The organism is Photobacterium sp. 270122K (assembly GCF_059941365.1).
Genome location: NZ_JBPOEN010000004.1, coordinates 180,759 through 201,282 on the forward strand (window position 1 = coordinate 180,759; position 20,524 = coordinate 201,282).

At 49.0% G+C, this 20,524-nt stretch carries 15 protein-coding genes; 7 read left to right on the forward strand and 8 right to left on the reverse strand.

From position 1 onward, the window contains the following. Nucleotides 1-90: 90 nt before the first annotated feature. From cmk to ACSF8W_RS09365, 4 genes are all read right to left on the reverse strand, one after another. Nucleotides 91-774 carry a (d)CMP kinase gene (gene cmk, locus ACSF8W_RS09350; RefSeq protein WP_500847004.1) on the reverse strand — a complete coding sequence of 228 codons (684 nt, stop codon included), beginning with the start codon at nt 772-774 and terminating at the stop codon, nt 91-93. 226 nt (nt 775-1,000) lie between these two features. Continuing rightward, nucleotides 1,001-2,281, reverse strand: coding sequence for a 3-phosphoshikimate 1-carboxyvinyltransferase (gene aroA, locus ACSF8W_RS09355; RefSeq protein ID WP_500847006.1), 1,281 nt, complete (start codon nt 2,279-2,281; stop codon nt 1,001-1,003). Between the two features lie 132 nt (nt 2,282-2,413). Further along, nucleotides 2,414-3,085, reverse strand: coding sequence for a hypothetical protein (locus ACSF8W_RS09360; protein WP_500847008.1), 672 nt, complete (start codon nt 3,083-3,085; stop codon nt 2,414-2,416). A gap of 120 nt (nt 3,086-3,205) precedes the next feature. Further along, the gene (locus tag ACSF8W_RS09365) at nt 3,206-4,348 is read right to left on the reverse strand and encodes a DUF5666 domain-containing protein (protein WP_500847010.1); all 1,143 of its coding nucleotides are present in this window, start codon (nt 4,346-4,348) and stop codon (nt 3,206-3,208) included. Nucleotides 4,349-4,441: 93 nt separating this feature from the next. Between ACSF8W_RS09365 and ACSF8W_RS09370 the strand changes: the two genes are divergently transcribed. From ACSF8W_RS09370 to ACSF8W_RS09380, 3 genes are all read left to right on the forward strand, one after another. Next, nucleotides 4,442-5,110 (forward strand): response regulator transcription factor, encoded by a 669-nt coding sequence (locus ACSF8W_RS09370; RefSeq protein ID WP_500847012.1) that lies wholly within the window; start codon nt 4,442-4,444, stop codon nt 5,108-5,110. Further along, the gene (locus ACSF8W_RS09375; protein WP_500847013.1) at nt 5,082-6,332 is read left to right on the forward strand and encodes a sensor histidine kinase; all 1,251 of its coding nucleotides are present in this window, start codon (nt 5,082-5,084) and stop codon (nt 6,330-6,332) included. The genes ACSF8W_RS09370 and ACSF8W_RS09375 overlap by 29 nt, the downstream gene beginning before the upstream one ends. Nucleotides 6,333-6,493: 161 nt before the next feature. Beyond that, on the forward strand, nt 6,494-7,192 hold the full coding sequence (locus tag ACSF8W_RS09380) for a hypothetical protein (RefSeq protein WP_500847015.1): 699 nt from the start codon (nt 6,494-6,496) through the stop codon (nt 7,190-7,192). Nucleotides 7,193-7,331: 139 nt separating this feature from the next. Here the strand turns inward: ACSF8W_RS09380 and serC are convergent, their stop codons facing one another. After that, nucleotides 7,332-8,414: a 3-phosphoserine/phosphohydroxythreonine transaminase gene (gene serC / locus ACSF8W_RS09385; RefSeq protein WP_500847017.1), complete on the reverse strand. Its 1,083-nt coding sequence runs from the start codon at nt 8,412-8,414 to the stop codon at nt 7,332-7,334. A gap of 213 nt (nt 8,415-8,627) precedes the next feature. Then, entirely contained in the window at nt 8,628-11,264 is a 2,637-nt protein-coding gene (gyrA, locus tag ACSF8W_RS09390) for a DNA topoisomerase (ATP-hydrolyzing) subunit A (protein WP_500847019.1), read from the reverse strand. A gap of 331 nt (nt 11,265-11,595) precedes the next feature. Between gyrA and ubiG the strand changes: the two genes are divergently transcribed. From ubiG to yfaE, 4 genes are all read left to right on the forward strand, one after another. Beyond that, entirely contained in the window at nt 11,596-12,303 is a 708-nt protein-coding gene (gene ubiG / locus ACSF8W_RS09395) for a bifunctional 2-polyprenyl-6-hydroxyphenol methylase/3-demethylubiquinol 3-O-methyltransferase UbiG (RefSeq protein ID WP_500847021.1), read from the forward strand. A 508-nt stretch (nt 12,304-12,811) separates the two neighbouring features. Continuing rightward, a complete protein-coding gene (nrdA, locus tag ACSF8W_RS09400; protein WP_500847023.1) occupies nt 12,812-15,079 on the forward strand; it encodes a class 1a ribonucleoside-diphosphate reductase subunit alpha in 2,268 nt (755 codons plus the stop codon). Between the two features lie 58 nt (nt 15,080-15,137). Next, nucleotides 15,138-16,271: a class Ia ribonucleoside-diphosphate reductase subunit beta gene (gene nrdB, locus ACSF8W_RS09405; RefSeq protein WP_500847025.1), complete on the forward strand. Its 1,134-nt coding sequence runs from the start codon at nt 15,138-15,140 to the stop codon at nt 16,269-16,271. Next, nucleotides 16,268-16,618: a class I ribonucleotide reductase maintenance protein YfaE gene (gene yfaE / locus ACSF8W_RS09410; RefSeq protein ID WP_500847027.1), complete on the forward strand. Its 351-nt coding sequence runs from the start codon at nt 16,268-16,270 to the stop codon at nt 16,616-16,618. Before nrdB ends, yfaE begins: the two co-directional genes overlap by 4 nt. Before the next feature lie 75 nt (nt 16,619-16,693). On the opposite strand, the gene adiA is transcribed toward yfaE, so the two are convergent. Beyond that, on the reverse strand, nt 16,694-18,988 hold the full coding sequence (adiA, locus tag ACSF8W_RS09415; RefSeq protein ID WP_500847028.1) for an arginine decarboxylase: 2,295 nt from the start codon (nt 18,986-18,988) through the stop codon (nt 16,694-16,696). A gap of 76 nt (nt 18,989-19,064) precedes the next feature. Then, the gene (potE, locus tag ACSF8W_RS09420) at nt 19,065-20,387 is read right to left on the reverse strand and encodes a putrescine-ornithine antiporter (RefSeq protein WP_500847030.1); all 1,323 of its coding nucleotides are present in this window, start codon (nt 20,385-20,387) and stop codon (nt 19,065-19,067) included. Nucleotides 20,388-20,524: the final 137 nt, after the last annotated feature.

Consider the following 20,524-nt stretch of genomic DNA (forward strand, 5'->3'; position numbering starts at 1 on the left):
TTCAATCTGATTAACAACCATGGGTATCCTACCGCATGGGGTTGGTAGTAATGTCAGTTATCATCCGTGACACCGACGCCGTCTACTGAACTATTCAGCAGACAATTTCTTTTCAATATACGCTAATGCTTGTGCGGTGACTTGTTCAATCGTCATTGACGTTGAATCGAGCACTAGTGCATCGTCAGCGGGACGAAGGGGAGCAACCGCGCGGTTGCGATCACGATCATCGCGCTCTTGAATTTCTTTCAAAAGGTGGTCAAAGTTAACATCTAAGCCTTTCTGTTGCAACTGGTTCATGCGACGATTCGCACGTTCTTCTGCACTGGCATCGAGGAAAATCTTGACTTCTGCTTGCGGAAAGACAACGGTGCCCATATCTCGGCCATCCGCTACCAGCCCTGGTGCTTCGCTAAATGCACGCTGACGACGCAATAGCGCTTCACGTACACGTGGCAATGCCGCCACTTTTGATGCTGCCATGCCCGTCTCTTCTTTACGAAGTTCACCTGACACATCTTCCCCTTCAAGGATCACCTTGACGAGATCGCCTTCAGCGATGAACTGAACGTCAAGATGCGCGGCCAAGGGCACAAGCGCGTCTTCCGAATCAAGTTCTACACCGTGATGAATAGCAGCCAATGCGAGTACACGGTAAATTGCGCCAGAATCAAGCAGTTTCCAGCCCAGTTTATCTGCCAATAACATACACAGGGTGCCTTTACCTGCACCGCTTGGTCCATCGACAGTGATCACTGGAGCATGAGTTGACATAAGTGTTCTCCGAACTTGTTCTAACGTAAGCAGTAATACCCATCAACACCCCATCGAACGCTGGCGAAATGCAGATACGTATTACATCTTTTTTGCGGGGGCAGATTATACGGGAAAATACCACTGATACCAATCAGTAATCCTCACTTCCTCTCTAATCGCACCAAAAAACAACACCCGCCAACAGTGGCGGGTGTTACAGTGTCATCCTACCGCCCCAAGACGATTATTGGCTTAGTATAGCCAACTTCTCAAAATAGTCAGGGAAAGTCTTGGACGTACATTTTGGGTCATTGATCGTCACGGGTGTGTCGCTTAATGCCACCAGCGAGAAACACATCGCCATGCGATGATCATCATAGGTATCAATCGCGGCGTGTTGCAACGTTGCTGGCGGGGTAATGGTAATAAAATCATCCCCTTCAACCACCTCTGCTCCGACTTTACGCAACTCTGTCGCCATCGCCGTCAGTCGATCCGTTTCTTTCACGCGCCAGTTGTACACGTTACGAATGGCCGTTGTGCCTTTGGCGAACAAAGCCGTCGTGGCAATGGTCATCGCTGCATCAGGAATATGGTTGAAATCCAAATCCACCGCATTGAGTTCGCCGCGGCGCGCAATCACGTAGTCATCCCCCCATTCGATGTCAGCGCCCATGGCAGCTAACGCCTCAGCAAACTGCACATCCCCTTGGATACTCTTGCTGCCAATGCCGGTCACTTTCACTTCCCCGCCACGAATCGCCGCCGCGGCTAAGAAGTACGACGCCGATGACGCATCGCCTTCAACAAGGAAATCCCCCGGTGAGACGTAGGTCTGGCCACCTTTTACCACAAACTGTTGGTAATCATGGTTTTCTACCGTGACACCGAACTGCGCCATAATGTGCAGGGTGATATCAATATACGGCTTAGACACCAAATCCCCTTTAATGCGGATCACAGTGTCTGCGTTGGCAAGAGGTGCAGCCATCAAGAACGCAGTCAAAAACTGACTGGAAATCGACCCGTCAATCTCAACCTCTCCGCCACTTAACCCTGTACCGCTGATTTTAAGCGGTGGGTAATGCTCGTTCTCAAGGTAAGTAATAGAGGCGCCCGCACTGCGCAGCGCATCCACCAAGTGGCCAATCGGTCGCTCTTTCATGCGCGGCTCACCTGTCAACACGTATTCACCGTTGCCCAGACACAGTGCAGCCGCCAACGGACGCATCGCGGTGCCTGCATTGCCGAGAAACAGTTCCAGCGCCGCTGTGGACTGAAACGCCCCGCCAAGGCCGGTAATTTCACATTCAGTTTTGTCGGCAGACAAGTGGTAGGTCACACCTAGAGCCTGCAGCGCATTCAACATATGACGAATATCGTCACTGTCGAGCAAGTTGGTCAGTCGCGTCGTCCCTGTTGCTAACGCCGCCAATAGCAAAGCGCGGTTCGAGACACTCTTTGAACCCGGCAGGTTCACCGTGCCGTTAATCTTGTGTATCGGCTGTAACGTTATACTTTCCATCTCTGAATTCTTCTATCCTGTTTGGTCGCAGTCATTTCAGAGTAACCAATATTAACGCTGTGATCTATACCGATCTTTATCACAGCGCACAACGCCACTCTCGTCGCTTTTGCTTGCCGCGCTGTTATACCACTATTTGATATCAATCCGATTCGCGCTGAGTTGGTCGTTGATAAATTGACCGAACGCCTGCACATACATGCCTTCTGCTAGCGGTTTATCGCCTGCCACCATTGATGCTGAGTAAGCGACCTTCGCACCATCAAGTTGGAAGTGGTCACGGGTTAAATGCGATACCTTGCCTTCCATTTCTGCATTTGGCATGGCATCCACGGGGGACACATTGGTGACCACCCAGTGATCCTGATCATCCAAATGCGCAAAGACCATCACCCAGCCTAAGCTGCCGCCACCGTATCGGTAATCTAAGGTAAACACTTGCGGATCGGTAATCCGGATTTGGGTGCCATTCATCAACAACTCATTTTCTGGATTCAATACAGCGAGTCCCGCGAATGCCGGATCCAGCGAAATGTCGGTCACCTTATCATTGGCAAGTTGCAGCGTGGCAGCCATGCCTTTTTTCACGGACGTGACATTGTAATATTGGCCTTCGTAGTTCGCTTCCGCGTCTTGAGTCGGGTACGTGGTCCCATTAAGGGTCATGTCATAGACCGAGGCCGCTTCTATCACACCCGAAACGGTGCTGTCGGTCGGCGTATCATGGGAGACCGGCACAGTGGCCTTATCGCCACATCCGCTCAATAACACACTCAATGCCACGGCAATACTCAATGTCTTCATACACCCTTCTAAACTCATTAACTAGGTTGAATTTGATGGGGAGACCATACGCCTGAGGCATATACAAATAAAGCGCCACAAGGGCGCTTTATTTACAAACTTAGGATGATGATTTGGTGATTAGTCGTGATCAATCTTAACTTCAAGTGCAACGTTCTTATCGCCAATTACAACAGCCTCAGCATCTACACGAGTGCCATTAAGCGTTGTCATTAGCACGCCTTTAAACACTGTATTGCTATCAGTAACAAACTTCACTGACTTACGCGACTCTTCATCGTACACTGAAAACTCGCCCGCATCTTGATCGATAACGGTCGCAATACCTTCAGCTTCCACTTCTTTATTCCAAGAGCCTTTAGTTTCAAACTCAACATCCGTTGCAACTAGTTCATTATTTTTCTTAATGAATTCAACTTCAACTTGATCACCTTGTTCCAAATTCCCCATTAGACCATCATCAAAATCTGTCACAATACCATGCTTATTGATATAGATACGGCCTTGGTTATTCAGTTGGAACGCAGAGCCATCTGCCGCAGCCCAAGTAACAAAGCCTTCAACTTCAGCTTCGTTATTACCTAGGTCATCGTAATTCTCAATTTCCACTTCTTTGGCGTTAAATTCATTGCCAACAAATTGACCCTCAACTTCAACCCATTGACCAACTTCTAAGCCAGATACACCGCTGTAGTTAATTGTTAGTGTTGCTGCACCTAGCTTGAAGGAACCAGCATTGATATCAATGCTTGAAATACGGCCTTCAATTTCAGACTCAACATCAATACCATCACCTTCTAATTCAACTTTGATTACTGACAACACCTTGTAGCCATTGTAACCATCGGCAAGCGTAGGTAAAGAAGATACCATTACCCAATTACCTTCATTAATATCACTCGTTAAGCCATTGAATGTTAGTGTCAGGCCATTGACCTTAAAGGTATTACCATTAATCTCTTGGATTTGACCAAACATTGTCGGCTCAAGCTGAACGTTAATTGTTGGGCTATCCGTATCGGTGAACTTCACCATCATATTCGTTAGTGAAGCAACTGGCAGAACATTTGAACGGCCGGCATAGTCAACAGAGTTAACCATGTAATCATCGCCGTTAACGACAATTCGATTTCCTGTTGCGTGCTCAACGGTGCCGATGACAGTCTTTGGCGCATCTGGTTGCGAACCACCATTGTCGTCGCTACCGCCACCACAGCCCGCTAGAACCAAGCCAATCATCGATACCAATGCCAATTTTTTCATCTAAACACCTATGAGCTAAGGAATATTGTTTTTGTAGGCGGTATATTACACCTAGAAACGTGAAGTAGTCGTGAAGAAAAGTGAAATTATCTTATGAAAGTATTGATCGTCGATGACAACCACAGCGTGGTGGAAACCATTGCTGACTATCTGGAACTGGAAGGGATCACCATTGATTGCGCGTACCACGGCGAAGCCGCCATCGCGCGCGTGGCAGAACAGCATTATGACGTGATCATCATGGATATCATGATGCCGAAAATGGATGGGATCACGGCTGTCACCAAAATGCGGGAAGAACACTACTGTCAGACCCCGATTTTATTCCTGACCGCCAAAGATTCACTGGATGACAAGATCGCTGCCTTTAAAGCCGGAGGCGATGACTACCTGATGAAACCCTTTGCGATGCAAGAGCTGCTGTTGCGTCTGCATGCGTTAAACAACCGTGGTCCACGACAAGACATTGGCGCGCTCACGTTTGCGGATATCAGCATGAATACCCGTACTGATGAAGTGACCCGCGATGGCCGCCCTATCAAGCTCAGTCGTATTCAATACAAGATATTGAAAGCACTACTGCGCAAAGCCCCCAGCATTGTCAGCCGCCAAGAGGTGATTGAGGCGGTATGGGGCGATGAATCGCCATCAAGCGATGCCCTGCGTAGCCATATTTATGGCTTGCGCAATGCCATCGACAAAGGGTTTGACCATTCACGATTAGAGACCATTCATGGACAAGGCTACCGCATTAAAGCATAACCATTTTCCCAGCATCTATCGCAAGATCCGCTGGAGCTTTGGCATCATGACATTCGCTATGTTCTCTCTGTTTTGGTCGGTGATTTATATTGCCGAGAACCAGTTAGAGATCATCAGCCTGCATCACTGGTTAGATGCAGAAGCCGAGCGCTTTGTCGATGAGTACCGGGTACACAAAGAAAACACTCCGCTGCCCAACAGTGACGAGTTCAGCAGTTACTGGAGCGAAGGCAAAATGCCAAGCTGGCTGCATGCCTACAATAAACCGGGATTCTATGAGCACTTACTCGGCGAGGAAGACAAGCACTTTATTGCCTTTCGACACCCTTCTGGTAAAGGCTTAATGTATGTCTTGTTTCAAGATGATGCCGATGATTACCTCGATGGCTATGAAGACAGCCTGCATTCCTTCACCTTCTTATTCGGCATACTCGTGTCGCTGGGAATGGCAATGTACGGTATTTACTTTGTCCGCACTATTTCTAAACCGTTGGGTCTCATTGAAGCAAAAGTGGCACAAATGCCACCGGATCAACCCTATTTCAAGGTCGAAACGGCGTATAACGAAACCCGTAAAATTGAACAAACCCTGCTAGACAGCAAAAGTAACATTGCCAGCTTTTTCCTACGGGAAAAAGAATTCAGCCGCTTTGCCTCACATGAACTACGCACACCTATCATGGTGATTCAGGGATCGGCGGAACTCCTGAATAAAGTCCCCAATCAACCCGCTGTGGCATTAAAAGCCATTGACCGGGTAGGCAAAGCCAGCGAAGAAATGCGGGTATTAACCGAAACCTTCTTGTTACTAGGTAAAGAAAGCGTGGAACCGCATCACTTAGGTGAGCATGATTTAGAACAGAAGTTACGCCAACAATTGGAAGCATTAGCCCCGCTGTTTGCCAAACAAGATGCCAGCTACGATTTACGCGTGCTGTCATCAAAAATAGTGGTGGCCCCCGAAAGCTTCATTACCATTATCATCAATAACTTGATCAAAAATGCATTCAGTTACAGTGTCGGAGACATTTATATTCAATTAGCGGGCGAGACATTAACCATCATTAACCGCCACGAAGGGAATGAAACTTACAATGCCGGCTATGGCTGCGGGCTGGTGATTGTGGAACGCATTTGTGAACGCATGCGCTGGTTTTTCACCGCCGATGATGATGACCAACAGTTTAAAACCACCGTCACATTTAGTCCGCTCAACGATTAAGTTTGCGCCCATCTCTTCCACGCTTACGGGCGTGGGACATGGGCATCTCCTCCCCCTTTGTGTCGACTCACTCGAAAAACCCCTCCCTTAGATTAGCGTTCCGCTCACGGTCGTTTTAGTGTCTTCGACACACCAAGATCACGACCAAGGAAGTGTCCCCCATGAGCGATAAAATCCGCCTTTTTATTATCGAGTGTGTTGGCCCCATGGATTTACTGCAAGACCGATCTGAAGCTAAAGCACTCGAAAAGATCTGCCATATCATTGGTCATGAAGTGGCGATCTTAACCGCCTATTGTGCCGAGGATTTAGAGAAGTACTGCGACTATATCTCCTCTATCGATAACATCCATGTCACCCGCAGCAAACAGCGCCCACTGTGTATTCACCTGTCTGCGCATGGTAACGAGCGCGGCGTCTCATTCGGGCGGGACTTTCTCCATTGGCAACACCTGTTCATGGCGATGGATCCGCTGTTTAAAGACATGGATCAATACAATGGCGAGGTGATGATCAGCCTGTCTGCCTGTGGCGCGGGCAATCAAACCTTGGTCAATGAAATTGAACAGGAAATCCAACGACACCATGAACCTCATTGCCAAGAAACTCATCGCTCACCAACACCGCCGATTTCTCCGCCCGCGTATATTTTTGTAACCCAAGGCAGTCAGGGTGATGAAGTGATTTATTGGGATGATGCCACCGTATCGTGGACGATTTTCTATCACCGTTTATCCAAGCTGAAAAGCATTCGTGACGAAGACGTGCACCTGATCCTTGATGACATTGAGCATGCTGCTGATACCTTGCTACGGGCGTATAAGTGGGATCCGATGACGCAGCGTTATATTAAGTATTAAAATTAGGGGGGAGTTTTAAGGGACGAGGCTCGAGGAAGAGCAAAAGGCGAGTAAACTAGAAACTAGAAACTAGAAACTAGAAATATTTTCCATAAAAAAACCGCCAGCCGACGGTTTTTATCTTAGTCAACAGCAATACTTAGCCGTTTTGCTGTTCAAATTCACGCATGAAGTCGACCAAGGCCTGCACACCTTCCAACGGCATAGCGTTATAGATAGACGCACGCATACCACCGACAACACGGTGACCTTTCAGCGCTTTCAAACCTGCCGCATCGGCTTGCTCAAGGAACAACGCATCTAACGCCGCGTCTTTTAGCTGGAATGGCACGTTCATCAAAGAACGGTTATCCGCATGCACGTCATTGCGGTAGAAGTCTGACTGATCGATAAAGTCGTACAGCGTCTTGGCTTTCACTTCGTTACGTGCTTGCATGGCTGCAACACCACCGATACCTTTCAGCCACTTGAACACTTCCCCGGCCAAGTACCATGCAAAAGTCGGTGGCGTGTTGAACATGGATTCTTTATCTACCTGCACGGTGTAATCCAAAATACTTGGCAATACTGTTTGGGCTTTACCCAGCAGATCATTACGCACGATCACAATGGTCAAACCGGCAGGGCCGATGTTCTTTTGTGCACCCGCGTAAATCACACCGTATTTCGACACATCGATTTCACGTGACAAAATGGTTGACGACAAATCAGCCACAATCGGCTTATCCGTTACTGGCAGATCACGGATCTCAATCCCGTCGATGGTTTCATTCGGGCAAAAGTGAACAAACGCGGCGTCATCGGACAATGGCCATTGCGCTGCTGGTAAGATGGCTTTTTTACCGTCTTTTTCACACGTAATATCCACCACGTTTGGACGGCAGTATTTTTCAGCTTCTTCTGCAGCACTGTGGGCCCAGTAACCGCCATCCATGTAATCTGCTGTTGTCGCGTCACCCAACAAATTCATCGGTACCGCCGCAAACTGTGCACGGGCACCACCATGGCAGAACAGCACATGGTAATTGTCAGGGATCCCAAGCAGATCACGTAAGTCTTGCTCAGACTGCTGAGCCACCTGGATAAATTCTTTACTACGGTGACTGATCTCCATCACGGAGGTGCCCAGACCATTCCAGTCGGTGAGCTCTTGTTGTGCTTTTTTCAGTACGTCAGCCGGGATCATCGCCGGACCGGCGCAAAAATTAAAAACCTTATCCATGATAAAAGACTTGCTCCTGCTAAAACATGGGAATGCAATGATGTGCGACAACCTGAATCACGTACCATCAGGCTCGCCGTGTAATGGTGATCTTTTACACCTTTCTCGCCGCCCTGAAAAGGGGTGACCGTGAATTAGTTTGTGCGTAAACAACAGGATAAAAAAAACGCAGCCCGAGGGCTGCGTTTTTTATAGCGCATAGTGCTGTGTTACTTATTCTTCTTCAGAAGAACCTTCTGCTGCAGAATCAGCCGCTGGCTGTTCTGTCGATGGAATTGCTTCACCGTCAACAATCTCTGCATCAGCGATCAATTCACTTTCTTCCAGCTCATCAATGCGTTGAAGGCCAACCACTTGCTCACCGTCAGTGGTACGGATCAGCGTCACACCTTGGGTGTTACGGCCAACACGGCTCACTTCGCCAACACGGGTACGAACCAGCGTACCGCCGTTGGTGATCATCATGAACTCGTCACCGTCTTCAACCTGAACAGCACCGACAACACGACCATTACGCTCAGAGACTTTAATCGATACAACACCTTGTGTTGCACGGCTCTTCGCTGGGTACTCTGCCAGTTCAGTACGCTTACCGTAACCATTTTCGGTCACAGTCAGTACGTCGCCTTCGTTGTGCGGCACGATAAGTGAAACCACTTTATCGCCTTCCGCCAACTTCATGCCACGGACACCCGCAGCAGTACGGCCCATACCACGCACTTGCTCTTCAGAGAAGCGAACCACTTTACCTGCTTCAGAGAACAGCATAATTTGGTCAGTACTGTTAGTCACATCCACACCAATCAGTGAATCACCGTCACGCAAGTTAACCGCAATAATACCGGCGCTACGTGGACGACTGAAATCAGTCAATGGTGTCTTCTTCACGGTACCGTCAGCGGTCGCCATGAAGACAAACTTATCATCTGCATATTCTTTCACTGGCAGGATCGCAGTAATACGCTCACCTTCTTCCAATGGCAGAATGTTGACGATTGGCTTACCACGTGCCGTACGGCTCGCTTGCGGCAACTGGTACACTTTCAGCCAGTACATACGACCACGGCTTGAGAAGCACAAAATGGTATCGTGTGTATTCGCAACAAGTAGACGCTCAATGAAGTCTTCATCCTTCATACGCGTTGCCGCTTTACCTTTACCGCCACGACGCTGTGCATCGTAATCGCTCAGGATCTGGTACTTCACGTAACCTTCGTGAGACAACGTAACCACCACATCTTCTTGCGTGATCAGATCTTCAAGATCGATATCGTGGCTTGCAGCGGTAATTTCAGTACGACGTTCATCGCTAAACTGTTCTTTTACTGCATGCAGCTCATCACGAATCACTTCCATCAGGCGCTCAGAGCTCCCAAGGATAAGCAGTAATTCTTCGATGATATCCAACAGGCCTTTGTATTCATCGAGAATTTTCTCGTGCTCAAGGCCAGTTAAACGGTGCAAACGCAGCTCAAGAATCGCTTGAGCTTGTTGTTCAGTCAGGAAGTACTGACCGCCATGAATGCCGAATTGTGGCTCTAGCCACTCTGGACGTGCAGCGTCAACGCCAGCACGCTCAAGCATCGCGGCCACATCACCTAGCTGCCATGGACGTGAAAGTAACCCTTCACGTGCCACTTGTGGGGTTGGTGCGTTCTTGATCAATTCGATGATTTCATCGATATTCACCAAGGCAATCGCCAAACCTTCAAGCAGGTGTGCACGCTCACGTGCTTTACGCAATTCGTAGATAGTACGACGCGTCACAACCTCACGGCGGTGATTCACGAAGCACTTCAGCATGTCTTTCAGGTTGAACAACTTTGGCTGACCATGGTCAAGTGCAACCATGTTGATACCGAAGGTGGTCTGTAGCTGAGTTTGCGAGTAAAGGTTATTCAGAATAACTTCACCCACTGCATCGCGCTTACATTCAATAACAATACGCATGCCGTCTTTATCAGACTCATCACGCAGTGCACTGATGCCTTCAACCTTCTTCTCTTTAACCAGCTCGGCAATCTTTTCGATTAGACGTGCTTTATTCACCTGATATGGAATTTCAGTGACAACAATGGTTTCACGACCACTTTTGCTATCGACTTCAATATCAGCTTTGGCGCGCATGTAAACTTTACCGCGGCCAGTGTGGTATGCATCAATGATACCTTTACGGCCATTGATCAACGCCGCGGTTGGGAAGTCAGGTCCAGGAATGTAATCCATGAGCTGATCGATAGTGATATCTTCATTATCAATCAACGCCAAGCAACCATTCACCACTTCACCCAAGTTATGCGGCGGTATGTTTGTTGCCATACCGACGGCGATACCCGATGAACCGTTCACGAGAAGGTTAGGCACTCTCGTTGGCATAACCGCAGGGATCTGCTCTGTACCATCATAGTTAGGTACATAATCCACGGTTTCCTTGTCAAGATCCGCCAACAATTCGTGGGCGATTTTTGACATACGGATTTCGGTATAACGCATTGCCGCTGCTGAGTCGCCATCGACAGAACCAAAGTTACCTTGGCCATCAACAAGCATATAGCGTAACGAGAATGGTTGTGCCATACGTACGATCGTGTCGTAAACCGCGCTATCACCGTGTGGGTGATATTTACCGATTACGTCACCCACCACACGGGCAGATTTTTTGTAAGCTTTATTCCAGTCATTGCCTAGCACATTCATCGCGAATAACACGCGACGGTGCACTGGCTTTAGGCCATCACGCACATCCGGAAGCGCTCGACCTACGATAACTGACATCGCATAGTCGAGGTACGAGCTTTTCAGCTCTTCTTCAATGTTGACGGGCGTGATATCTTTTGCAAGATCGCTCATTGAGCCAATATCCCTCAGGTAATTTCTGTCGTATTTTTAGTACGTGCAAGGTGCGAGAATATAGCATATTTCAGCCTAAATAGGCACACCTTTCACCATTATGTTGTGAGTAATTTAGCGGATTGGTTAAAAATCGGAAACCTCGATAACGGAATTTTTCCACTATCAGTTTACTTTTCACTCAGTACGCCCTTTCACTCAACTGACGCACCGTGTGTGGCTCACCAAAATGACGCGCCAGTGGAAACACATGTCGCCCCTATCTTCATTATGTCCAACGGGGGCATTTTCGCTATAATACTCCCCTCTATAAGGAAGATGGCTTAATCACATGACCAAGCAGTTAAACGTTGATCCCGCAGAGATCAGTAAATTTGAAGACATGGCATCGCGCTGGTGGGATCTGGAAGGAGAGTTTAAACCTCTTCACCAAATCAATCCCTTACGCTTGAATTTTGTTATCGACCATGCCGACGGCTTATTCGGTAAAAAAATCCTTGATGTCGGCTGTGGTGGCGGGATCCTCGCGGAAAGCATGGCCGTAGAAGGCGCTGACGTGACCGGTTTGGACATGGGCAAGGAGCCACTGACCGTTGCACGCCTGCATGCGTTAGAAACCGGTACTAAGTTGGACTATGTCCAGCGCACAGCAGAAGAGCACGCGGAGTTGTTCCCTGAGACCTACGATGTGGTGACCTGCATGGAAATGTTGGAACACGTCCCGGATCCAGCGTCTGTGATTGCGGCCTGTGCCAAAATGGTCAAGCCCGGTGGCCATGTGTTCTTCTCTACCCTGAACCGCAATATTAAATCGTACTTGTTCGCCATTGTCGGGGCGGAGCAATTAATGAAGCTCGTGCCACAGGGCACACACGATCATGCCAAGTTCATTCGTCCGTCTGAACTCTTAACCATGATTGACAACACGCCGTTGCAAGAACGCCACATCACTGGCCTGCACTACAACCCGTTGACCGATCACTACTGGTTGGGTAGCAACGTCGATGTGAACTACATTGTTCATACCATCAAACCGTGATTTTCACGCCGACGCACACACCTACACGGTAATCGCTTTGCAGGGCACACACATTGCCCTGCTCGCGTTCACCCCAATAACCCGCTTGACTGGCACGTAATTCCCCTAAGACGAAAAACCATAACTAGCCAATAAATAACCAGAAAAGTACGCTTTTCTGTCCGTTAAGAAGGACAATAAAAAATCAAGATATTTTTTTTTAAAGCCCGTATTTTTATAGCGAATTTTTATTGCTTTTTTCTATGATATTGTCAGACCTGAGCAAATAGGTTGGTAGGCACTAACTTAATATTATGATTCCCCAAGTTATCCACAGCTGGTTAAAAATTACCATCTTGCAATACCCCCTCTTCACCACTATCTTGTAACCCTATAAGCTCAACACCCCAATATGTAGTGTTTACGTCCACCAGCAGAAATCTAACAAAGTTAACAAGCTTTGCTAACTTCCTCGCTGAAAGTGACAAAAAACACGGCTAATGCTGGAATTCTGGGAAAAAGATAAAAAATGACTCAACAGCTCACTGTTACCAAGCGTGATGGACGCAAAGAAAACATCGATCTTGAAAAAATCCACCGAGTGATCACGTGGGCCGCCGAAGGCCTAGAGAACGTGTCGGTTTCACAGGTCGAACTCAAGTCTCACATCCAATTCTACGAAGGGATCAAGACTGAAGATATCCACGAAACCATCATCAAAGCAGCAGCCGATCTGATCTCAGAAGAGAGCCCAGATTACCAATACCTTGCTGCCCGCTTGGCGATTTTCCACCTTCGCAAAAAAGCATACGGCCAATTTGAGCCACCAGCGCTGTTCAACCATGTCACAACGATGGTAGAGAAAGGCAAGTACGACGCACACTTGCTGGAAGACTACAGCCAAGAAGAATTTGCCCTGATGGACACGTATATCGACCATTGGCGTGACATGAATTTCTCTTACGCGGCAGTCAAGCAGCTGGAAGGTAAATACCTTGTCCAGAACCGTGTAAGTGGCGAAATCTTCGAAAGCGCACAGTTTTTGTACATGATGATCGCGGCGTGCCTGTTTGGTAAATACCCTCGCGAAACACGCATGAGCTACATCAAGCGTTTCTATGACGCGGTATCACAATTTAAGATCTCGCTACCGACGCCGATCATGTCTGGTGTGCGTACCCCTACCCGTCAGTTCAGCTCTTGTGTACTGATCGAGTGTGATGACAGCCTAGATTCTATCAACGCAACGGCAAGCGCCATTGTTCGCTACGTGTCTCAGCGTGCCGGTATCGGTATCAACGCAGGCCGTATCCGTGCTCTGGGTTCTGAAATCCGTGGCGGTGAAGCCTTCCACACCGGTTGTATCCCGTTCTACAAGTACTTCCAGACAGCGGTAAAATGTTGTTCACAAGGCGGCGTACGTGGTGGTGCAGCGACCCTGTTCTACCCAATGTGGCACGGTGAAGTAGAATCCCTACTGGTACTGAAGAACAACCGTGGTGTTGAAGAAAACCGTGTTCGTCATATGGACTACGGCGTACAGCTAAACAAACTGATGTACACCCGTTTGATCAAAGGCGAGAACATCAGCCTGTTCTCACCGTCTGACGTACCGGGCCTGTACGATGCATTCTTCGCTGACCAAGTGGAGTTTGAGCGTCTGTACGTGCAGTACGAACAAGACAGCAGCGTGAAGCGTAAAACCGTGAAAGCAATTGAGTTGTTCTCTCTGCTGATGCAAGAGCGTGCTTCTACTGGCCGTATCTACATTCAGAACGTGGACCACTGTAATACGCACAGCCCGTTTGACCCAAGCGTGGCTCCAATCCGCCAGTCAAACCTGTGCCTGGAAATTGCACTACCAACCAAACCACTGAACAACGTGGAAGATGAAAACGGTGAGATCGCGCTTTGTACGCTGTCTGCGTTTAACTTGGGTGCAATTGAGACGTTGGACGATCTGGAAGAGTTAGCTGAGCTAACCGTACGTGCATTGGATGCCCTACTGGATTACCAAGATTACCCATTGCCTGCGGCATACCGTTCAACCATGAACCGTCGTACTCTGGGTGTGGGCGTGATTAACTTTGCGTACTACTTGGCGAAGAACGGCGTACGTTACTCTGACGGCAGCGCAAACAACCTGACACACGAAGCGTTTGAAGCGATTCAGTATTACCTATTGAAAGCCTCTGTGGGCTTGGCGAAAGAGCAAGGTGCCTGTCCTTCTTTCAACGAAACCACGTACGCACAAGGCATTTTGCCGATTGATACGTATAAGAAAGACATTGATAACGTATGCTCTGCTGAACTGCGTTACGACTGGGAAGCACTACGCGAAGAGATCAAAACACACGGTCTGCGTAACTCTACCCTGTCTGCGTTGATGCCTTCTGAAACCTCGTCGCAGATCTCGAACGCAACGAACGGTATTGAACCACCACGTGGTTTCGTGTCTGTTAAAGCATCGAAAGACGGTATTTTGAAGCAAGTAGTGCCTGAGTACAGCAAGTACAAGGATAACTACGAATTGCTTTGGAACATTGGCAGCAATGACGGCTATCTACAGCTTGTGGGTATTATGCAGAAGTTCATCGATCAGGCGATCTCTGCGAACACCAACTACGACCCAAGCCGACAGCCAGGCGGTAAAGTACCGATGAAACTGTTGCTAAAAGACCTGTTGTCCGCGTATAAACTCGGCGTGAAAACCTTGTACTACCACAACACGCGTGATGGCGCTTCAGATAGCCAAGGCGACATGGGTGCAGACGACTGCACAAGCTGCAAGATTTAATCGGTTTATAACGTTATAACGAATGGGGGCTACGGCTCCCTTTCCTGTTGAGGGTAACATGGCATACAGCACTTTCTGTCAAACTAAAAACGACCAACTTAAAGAACCAATGTTCTTCGGCCAGTCCGTAAACGTTGCGCGTTATGATCAGCAAAAATTTGAAATTTTTGAAAAACTGATCGAAAAGCAGCTGTCTTTCTTCTGGCGCCCAGAAGAAGTGGATGTTTCAGGCGACCGCATTGATTACAACAACCTGCCAGACCACGAACGTCACATTTTTATCAGCAACCTGAAATACCAGACCTTGCTGGACTCTATTCAAGGCCGCAGCCCGAACGTCGCGCTTCTGCCTATCGTGTCACTGCCTGAGCTAGAAACGTGGATTGAAACGTGGTCGTTCTCTGAGACCATTCACTCACGTTCTTACACCCACATTATCCGTAACATCGTGAACGATCCTGCGATTGTGTTTGATGACATCGTGACCAACGAGCACATCATCAAGCGTGCGGGTGACATTTCGGGTTACTACGATACCTTGATCGCCGCGACTAACGACTACCACCGCTTGGGTGAAGGTCAGCACACCATTAACGGTACAGCCGTGAACGTGAACCTGCGTGAGCTGAAGAAAAAACTGTATCTGTGCATGATGTCTGTGAACGCACTGGAAGCCATCCGCTTCTACGTGAGCTTTGCCTGTTCGTTCGCGTTTGCAGAGCGTGAATTGATGGAAGGTAACGCGAAGATCATCAAACTGATCGCCCGTGATGAAGCCTTGCACTTGACTGGTACCCAGCACATTCTTAACCTGCTACGTAACGGTCATGACGATCCTGAAATGGCAGAAATCGCGCAAGAATGTAAGCAAGAAAGCTTCCAGATATTCAAAGATGCCGCTGAGCAAGAAAAAGAATGGGCAGAATACCTGTTCAAAGACGGCTCAATGATCGGCCTGAACAAGAACATCCTGTGTCAGTACGTGGAATACATCACGAACTTACGCATGACCGCCGTGGGCCTTGAGCACGCGTACCCGGGTGCAACACAAAACCCAATCCCATGGATCAACTCCTGGTTGTCGTCTGACAACGTGCAGGTTGCCCCACAGGAAGCGGAGATCAGTTCTTACCTGGTTGGCCAAATCGACAACGACGTCAGCGCTGACGATCTGGGTGACTTCGAACTATGAGTTCACTCACGATTACCGTGAATGGCATGGAGGTTCGTGGCAATAGCCACGAGCCTCTGCTCACTCAACTTGAGCGTATCGGACTACGTCCTGAATACCAGTGCCGCAGTGGCTTGTGCGGCGCCTGTCGCTGCAAGCTCTCGACGGGCGCCGTCTCGCAAACCGATAGCATGGCCTTCATTGCTCCCAATGAAATCCTCACCTGCTGTTCGACCCCGAAAAGCGATATTGTGATCAACTTTGATTATGAGTTAGTTCAGGACACGCAACGTATCGAGCAAAACCATTCCGGTAACCGTTCCGGGAACCGCTCTGGAAACCAAGCATCCAATGAAAAGACCGCCTAATTTCGGCGGTCTTTTTGTTTGTATCATCTATCAATGCATTCATCTCTCAACGCAGACGTTTCCTGCACTTCTTCATTACACCTGCTTGATACACATGACGTGATACACCCCGTCTTCCACTTCGGTGCCTTCGGTTTCATGCTCAAACCCCGGGAAGGCTTTATCCCACACTTCCAAGCTTTTCAAATAGCCAATCTGCGGGCTGTTGCTGTCGCCAAAACTTTCTCCCGACATCAGCATTGGAATACCCGGTGGGTACGGGATCACCGCGTTAGCTGTCACGCGCCCTTCTAGCTGATTAGACGGCACCATCTCGACGTTGTTATCAACAATCGCTTCAAACGCTGTTCGCGGGGTCACGATCGCTTCTGGCAACGTGGAATACGCCGCATTCAGTTTATCGGACGGGGTGTGTTGCTTGAGATAGTTGAACATCTTGTCGCCCAAGTCTTTAAAGCCCATCTCGCCATACACATCCGGATAGCTTTCGACTAAATCGGGCAAAACCGATTTCAATGGGGTGTTGCCGTCATAGTGCTTCTTAAAGCTGAGCAAGGTGTTCACTAACGTCGCCCATTTCCCTTTGGTGATCCCCATCGAGAAGAGAAACATGATTTGGAAATCGGTAGTTCGGGTTGGCACAATCCCAAAGCGGGTCAGATATTGCGTCACCAACGCCGCGGGGACACCGGTCTCAAGCAAGGTACCATCGTCACCCATCCCTGGGGCCAGAATACTGACCTTGATCGGATCCAACATGCACCAATCTTCCGGCATATCCGCAAAGCCATGCCATGCATCACCCGGTTTCATGACCCAGAAATCTTGCTTGGTCGCCAGCAAGTTCGGATCCGCTTCTTCAAACGGAATGGTTTTTCCGGTGAACGGGTCTTCGATGGTTTCCGCATTCCACGGCTTGAAGAACCAGTCATTATCGGCTTCAAATTCGCGGTATAACCGCCCCATCGCCTGACGGTAATCCACCGCTTCTTTGATCACTTCTTGCGTCAAAGAATGGCCGCGATTACCCGCCATTTGTGAAACGGCAATATCGTTGGAGGCGCTAATGGCATAGAGCGGCGAGGTCGTCGCGTGCATCATGTACGCCTGATTGAAACGTTGGAAGTCGATATGGTCTTTCCCATAACGCACATGGATCCACGAGGCTTGCGACAGCGCATTCAGTAATTTATGGGTAGAATGTGTGGCGAATACGGTCGGGCCATCACTGCTTTCTACAGGCTCACCGCGCATCGCGTAATGGTTTTCATAGATGGGATTAAATCGCGCGTAGCCATACCATGCCTCATCAAAGTGCAGACGGTGGCTGCTCTGGCCGATAATGTCTTGTACCCGCTTGGCGTTATAGCACAGGCCATCATAGGTACAGTTGGTGATCACCGCATACACCGGATCTTGGCTGGCATAATCACGGGTTAAGGGGCTTTCAAGGGCGCGTTGCTTCAAGGCATCCGGCGTCATTTGCGTTGGATAAATCGGCCCGATGATCCCATAACGGTTACGCGAAGGTAGCATGTAAACCGGCCGCGCCCCTGTCAGCATCAGCCCCTGCTCAATAGACTTGTGGCAGTTACGGTCACAAATGGCCAAGCTGTCAGCCTTCATGCAAATCTGCATAATGGTACGGTTAGCGCCCGATGTCCCTGTCACCAGCGAGTAAGACTGATTCGCACCAAACACTTTGGCCGCATACGCCTCACTGTCACCGAAATACCCGGTATGATCCAACAGTGAGCCGAGTGAGCCTCGCTCAATCCCCATGTCTGAACGAAATAGCCCTTCGCCGTAATAGCTGTAAAAACGCTGACCGGCAGGCGTCTTCGTAAACCCGACCCCGCCTTGGTGACCCGGTGCCGCCCACGAGTATTCGTGCACATCGTCATACTGCATCATGCCCGCCATGAGTGGCGGGAGCAGTTGATCACGGTAACGCTTCATAGCAGCAACCGCACGGCCGACAATGAAGTCGGCGGTGTCTTCCAATAACCACGCAAATTCATCCACCCGCGACATCAGTTCACGGCTGACCGCCAAGGTGATTTTCTTTCGCTCGGCCAGTAGGAATACCGGCACCCCTTGCTGGCGTTGGTTGAGCTTATCGATCAACTGGAAAAACTTGTCGTTCTCATCGGCCTGTTGCCCCGTCATTTGCGAGGTCAACATGAAACAATCCATAGCGATATTGGCATTCAATATGGAATAACAATCATCAAACGACGTCGCGATAGTGACGCTGATCCCTTCATGGTGAAACTCGTCCACCAAACGTTCTAAGGCGTTTTCAATCACGCCGACTTTTAAGGTGTCATTAAAAATCAGGACGCGTTTTTGTTTACCGTAGTTTTTCATGTGCGCATTTCCTTTCATCGGAAAACAGTCGATAACGTCAGAGCGAGCAAAACCACACGCTCTGACTCGCCATCACTCAAGACCGGCCAGTGGCATTCGCCGCATCTCGGCTGGCAATAAAGCCATAGAAAAAATAACCAAATAGCATGATCACCGTCCCGTAATACACCGAGTCGGCACCCGTGGCATACGCACCGTAAATGCTATACACCACCGCCACCGCCCCCACGGCAATGCTGACCTTGTACTCTTTATCCGGCACATGGCTGTCACGCAAAATCACGCCCAATGCCGTCAGAGAAAGGATGTAAGGGATCATGTTAATGAACACGGCCAGATCGACCAGCACATTGAACTGCTTCAATAACGTGGGCGAAATCGTCATCACCGCCAAGCCAATTTCCAATGCCAGCATGATTAACATGCCTTTGATCGGCGCATCGTACTTATTCACTTCGGAAAAGATTTTCGGGAACAGGTTAATTTCGGCGGCTGCTTTCGAGACTTGCGCGTTGGTAAATTGCCAGCCCAACAACGAGCCAACAGAGGCGATAATCGCCATCACGGTGATGATGTTCCCGATCGTGGAATCAAACATCATTGAAAACACCAACCCGAATGGCGCATCCGATTTGGCCAGTTCGGCATTAGGGACAATGCCTTGGATCACCGTGGTCGAGGCAATATATGTGATGGCCGAAAACACGGTCGCCAACATACACGCCAAAGGGACATTACGCTTGGGGTTTTCCACCGCACCGGAGTTCACCCCCGCCGATTCGATCCCGAGAAATGCCCATAAGGTTAACGCAATACCCGATGACATGGCGGTCATTGGACCCACATCATGTGGATTCCAGCCTTCTGCAAACACTTTAGGGTCAAACCAATACCAACCGATGATGGACACGCCAAGCACCGGAATGATCACCCCCCACACCGTGACAGAAGATATCCCACCAGTGATTTTGGGGCCGCGCATATTCGCCAACAGGGTTAAGGTGAGGATGGATATCACCCCAATGAAATTATGGATCGGGCTGGTTTTTAGCCAGGGTATGAAGGTTTCCAGATACCCCACGGTCGACACGGATATCGCCACGGCACTGATCACCAAGCAAACATAATAGGTATAAGATGCGATGAAGAAACTGGATTTACCGTGGGCCCGTTTGGCATACGCTGACATCCCGCCGTCTTCAGTACAATACATCCCACACTTAGAAAAAGCATACGCGATACACAGCGCACCCACCGCGGTGATCCCCCATGCCAGTAATGCGATGCCGCCAGTGGCGGCCAAACTCGAGGGCAGCAAAATAATCCCCGACCCCATCATATTTACGGTTACGATGGTCGTTAACCCCATCAAACCCATTTTATTCTTGGATGCACTCATCGTATCATTACACTCCCCCATGAGGAGACACACGGGTCCTTGTGATGTCTCTGAATAATCAAGCCTTACACGATGATAAGCTTAGTTTGATCTTTCAACTTCGCCACCGAAATGCCAAGAGGGATCCGTTACATCAG

What these genes read in the sequence shown, in the direction of transcription:
- cmk (WP_500847004.1), bottom strand. Translation starts at nt 774, where the DNA reads ATGTCAACTCATGCTCCAGTGATCACTGTCGATGGACCAAGCGGTGCA.
- aroA (WP_500847006.1), bottom strand. Translation starts at nt 2,281, where the DNA reads ATGGAAAGTATAACGTTACAGCCGATACACAAGATTAACGGCACGGTG.
- ACSF8W_RS09360 (WP_500847008.1), bottom strand. Translation starts at nt 3,085, where the DNA reads ATGAAGACATTGAGTATTGCCGTGGCATTGAGTGTGTTATTGAGCGGA.
- ACSF8W_RS09365 (WP_500847010.1), bottom strand. Translation starts at nt 4,348, where the DNA reads ATGAAAAAATTGGCATTGGTATCGATGATTGGCTTGGTTCTAGCGGGC.
- ACSF8W_RS09370 (WP_500847012.1), top strand. Translation starts at nt 4,442, where the DNA reads ATGAAAGTATTGATCGTCGATGACAACCACAGCGTGGTGGAAACCATT.
- ACSF8W_RS09375 (WP_500847013.1), top strand. Translation starts at nt 5,082, where the DNA reads ATGGACAAGGCTACCGCATTAAAGCATAACCATTTTCCCAGCATCTAT.
- ACSF8W_RS09380 (WP_500847015.1), top strand. Translation starts at nt 6,494, where the DNA reads ATGAGCGATAAAATCCGCCTTTTTATTATCGAGTGTGTTGGCCCCATG.
- serC (WP_500847017.1), bottom strand. Translation starts at nt 8,414, where the DNA reads ATGGATAAGGTTTTTAATTTTTGCGCCGGTCCGGCGATGATCCCGGCT.
- gyrA (WP_500847019.1), bottom strand. Translation starts at nt 11,264, where the DNA reads ATGAGCGATCTTGCAAAAGATATCACGCCCGTCAACATTGAAGAAGAG.
- ubiG (WP_500847021.1), top strand. Translation starts at nt 11,596, where the DNA reads ATGACCAAGCAGTTAAACGTTGATCCCGCAGAGATCAGTAAATTTGAA.
- nrdA (WP_500847023.1), top strand. Translation starts at nt 12,812, where the DNA reads ATGACTCAACAGCTCACTGTTACCAAGCGTGATGGACGCAAAGAAAAC.
- nrdB (WP_500847025.1), top strand. Translation starts at nt 15,138, where the DNA reads ATGGCATACAGCACTTTCTGTCAAACTAAAAACGACCAACTTAAAGAA.
- yfaE (WP_500847027.1), top strand. Translation starts at nt 16,268, where the DNA reads ATGAGTTCACTCACGATTACCGTGAATGGCATGGAGGTTCGTGGCAAT.
- adiA (WP_500847028.1), bottom strand. Translation starts at nt 18,988, where the DNA reads ATGAAAAACTACGGTAAACAAAAACGCGTCCTGATTTTTAATGACACC.
- potE (WP_500847030.1), bottom strand. Translation starts at nt 20,387, where the DNA reads ATGAGTGCATCCAAGAATAAAATGGGTTTGATGGGGTTAACGACCATC.